A 2,743-nucleotide genomic window follows, 5' to 3' on the forward strand; every position below is an offset into this window, starting at 1 on the left:
ACCATCGTCACCGGATCCGACAACGCCGGCCACGGCCACAAGACCGCCCTCAAGGAGCTCCTCGAAGCCGACCCCCGCGTCGAGAAGGTCATCGACGTCGGTGTGCTCTCCCGCGAGGACCAGGAGCTCTACCCCAACGTCGCCGTCGCCGCCGCGAAGAAGGTCGCCGCCGGGGAGGCCGACCGGGCCCTGCTGATCTGCGGCACCGGACTCGGCGTCGCCATCGCCGCGAACAAGGTCTCCGGCATCCGGGCCGTCACCGCCCACGACCTCTATTCCGTGCAGCGCTCCGTGCTCTCCAACAATGCGCAGGTGCTGTGCATGGGCGAGCGGGTCATCGGCCTCGAGTCCGCCAAGGAGCTGGTGAAGGTGTGGCTCGATCTCGAGTTCGACCCCACCAGCAGCTCCGCCGAGAAGGTCGACGCCATCTGCGCCTACGACGGCAGCCTCGAGCAGGCCTGACCTCTGCCCCGGCCGAGCTCAGCCGAGACCGCCAAGCGGGCGAGTTTGTCCACGAAAGGGACGTGAGCGGCAACTGCCCTGCATATAGCAGGCCACGTGCCGCTCACGTCCCTCTGATGGACACGACCGGTCCGCGCCCCTCGGCCAGCTCTTTCTCCCCCGACCCGCACCCGGGCACACGTCGACACTGTCGCCTCACGAGCCAGAATCACCCCCACTCTGGCTCGCCAGTCGACACTGTCGATCCGCGGCGGCAGGGTGGAGGGGAGCACCGGGCCGCGCCGCGCCGGGCCGGGCCGCGCCGGCGACATCCTCCCGTCGACGGGAAATCTCGCCGTTGGGCGCCCGAGGGGAAGGCAGAGTGCGCTCCAGGCAGCCCCGTCCCGCGCCGCGCCCCACCAGGCCCCGCCTCAGACGCCCCGCCCCGCCCGACCTCGCTAACCAAGGAGACCCATGAGCACCGTCTGGATCGGCACCAGCTGGAAGATGACCAAGTCCCTCGCCGAGGGCCGCGAGTGGGCCACCGGCCTGCGGGGTCACCTCGAGTCCGCGCACGACGGCCGCGCCCCCGCAGGCGTGCAGCCGTTCATCATCCCGTCCTTCACGGCGACGACCACGGTGCGGGGCATCCTCGGCGAGGACTCGCCCGTGCTGCTCGGCGTGCAGAACGCCCACTGGGAGGACGCGGGCGCCTGGACCGGCGAGGTGTCCGTCCCGCAGGCCAAGGATGCCGGGGCGCAGCTCGTCGAGATCGGGCACTCGGAGCGTCGGGAGCACTTCGGCGAGACCGTCGAGACGACTCGGCTGAAGGTCGCTGCCGCCCTCCGTCACGGCCTGACCCCGCTGCTGTGCATCGGGGAGAGCGCCGAGGTGAAGGGGGCCGGCGGGTCGAGCGCCTTCATCCTCGACCAGGCAGCCGGGGCGCTCGAGGGCCTCTCGCCCGAGGAGCTCTCGCGCGTGGTCATCGCCTACGAGCCGATCTGGGCGATCGGCGAGAAGGGTCGGCCGGCCACGATCGAGGAGCTCGCCCCGCCCTTCGCCGCGCTCGGCGCCGAGTACACGGGCCGGGTCGCGGGGCTGCTCTACGGCGGCTCGGTGAACCTCGACAACGCCGCGGACCTCCTCGGGATCGAGCACGTGACCGGCCTGTTCGTCGGCCGCACGGCGTGGAAGCTGGAGGGCTACCTCGAGCTGCTGCGGATCGCCGCCGCCCACGTCGCAGGCTGAGCCGAGCCGACGGGACGACCCGCGGGGCGGCACGGATCCGGGGATCCGAGCCGCCCCGCGGTGGTCGAGCACGTCATCGGCCGGCCGCCGGCCGACGGGAGTCCGGCCACCCCCGCCGGCCGACGGGCTCAGCGCTCCTGCGCGGCCATCCACTCCCACAGGTGCACGCCCTGCTCCTCGGGGTCGTTGTGCGCCACGTAGATCCAGGACCAGTGCCCGGGGAACTCGACGCCGTCCCACACCACGTCCGGGTAGAGCGTCATCAGCGACCCCTCGATGAGGTCGTGGAAGCGCACCGTGTTGGCGATCGGATCGAGGGTCGTGTCGTTGGCGGCGGTGACCAGCCAGGTCGGTGTCTCGGCGAGCTGGACGAGCTGGTCATCGCTGAGGTGGAAGGTCCCCCCGGCGGGGCCGACCGCCGCGCAGATCGGGACCTGGGAGGCGAACTGTCCGGGGTTCTCGGAGACCATCTTCAGGGTCATGAACCCACCGTTGGAGCAGCCGGTGACGTGGATGCGGTCCACGTCGATCGACTCGCGGGCGACGACCTCGTCGATGACCTGCTGGATCATCGGGGCGAACCCGTCGCCGTCCTGCATCCACGCCGAGGTGGACTGCGGGGCGACCACGTACGCACCGCCGAAGATCTCCTGCGCCTCGGCGGTCGCGAAGCCCAGGGCCCCGCGGTTCGCCCGCAGCGTCGACTCGTTGTCGTAGTAGTCGAAGCCACCGGTCTGCAGCCCTCCCTCGCCGCCGCCGTGGAGCCACACCACGAGCGCCCGGCGGGCCCGCCCCGCGCCCTTCCTCCCCCGTCCCCCGCCCGCGGGGGTGAACATCCTGTACTTCAGCCCGCCGTCGACCTGGTGGGAGGTGAAGGCGTCGACCTCCGCATCGAGCAGGTCGCCCTGGACCAGCTCCCCGAGCAGCACCTCGCGACCCTTCCCCGTCGTCCGCAGCGGCTCGAGCTGCGTGACGGTGTACTCGAGGTCGAGCATCACGTTGCGGCTCCGCGTGTAGAGGAGGGTCGCCCCGCCGGTGACCCCCTCCCCGTGCT

The 2,743-nt window shown here is 71.7% G+C and carries 3 protein-coding genes; 2 read left to right on the forward strand and 1 reads right to left on the reverse strand.

Features of this window, described 5'->3' with window-relative positions; all coding sequences use genetic code 11:
- Window positions 1-3: 3 nt before the first annotated feature.
- Window positions 4-462 (forward strand): ribose-5-phosphate isomerase, encoded by a 459-nt coding sequence (locus tag ACZCAH_RS07775; protein ID WP_464340777.1) that lies wholly within the window; start codon window positions 4-6, stop codon window positions 460-462.
- Window positions 463-915: 453 nt separating this feature from the next.
- Window positions 916-1,689, forward strand: a complete 774-nt coding sequence (locus ACZCAH_RS07780) for a triose-phosphate isomerase (protein ID WP_464340519.1) — start codon at window positions 916-918, stop codon at window positions 1,687-1,689.
- 128 nt (window positions 1,690-1,817) lie between these two features.
- Here the strand turns inward: ACZCAH_RS07780 and ACZCAH_RS07785 are convergent.
- The coding region (locus tag ACZCAH_RS07785) for a carboxylesterase family protein (protein WP_464340520.1) at window positions 1,818-2,743 on the reverse strand (926 nt) is incomplete at its 5' end.

It is taken from the genome of Brachybacterium sp. B718/18 (genome assembly GCF_055454375.1).

What these genes read in the sequence shown, in the direction of transcription:
- ACZCAH_RS07780 (WP_464340519.1), top strand. Translation starts at nt 916, where the DNA reads ATGAGCACCGTCTGGATCGGCACCAGCTGGAAGATGACCAAGTCCCTC.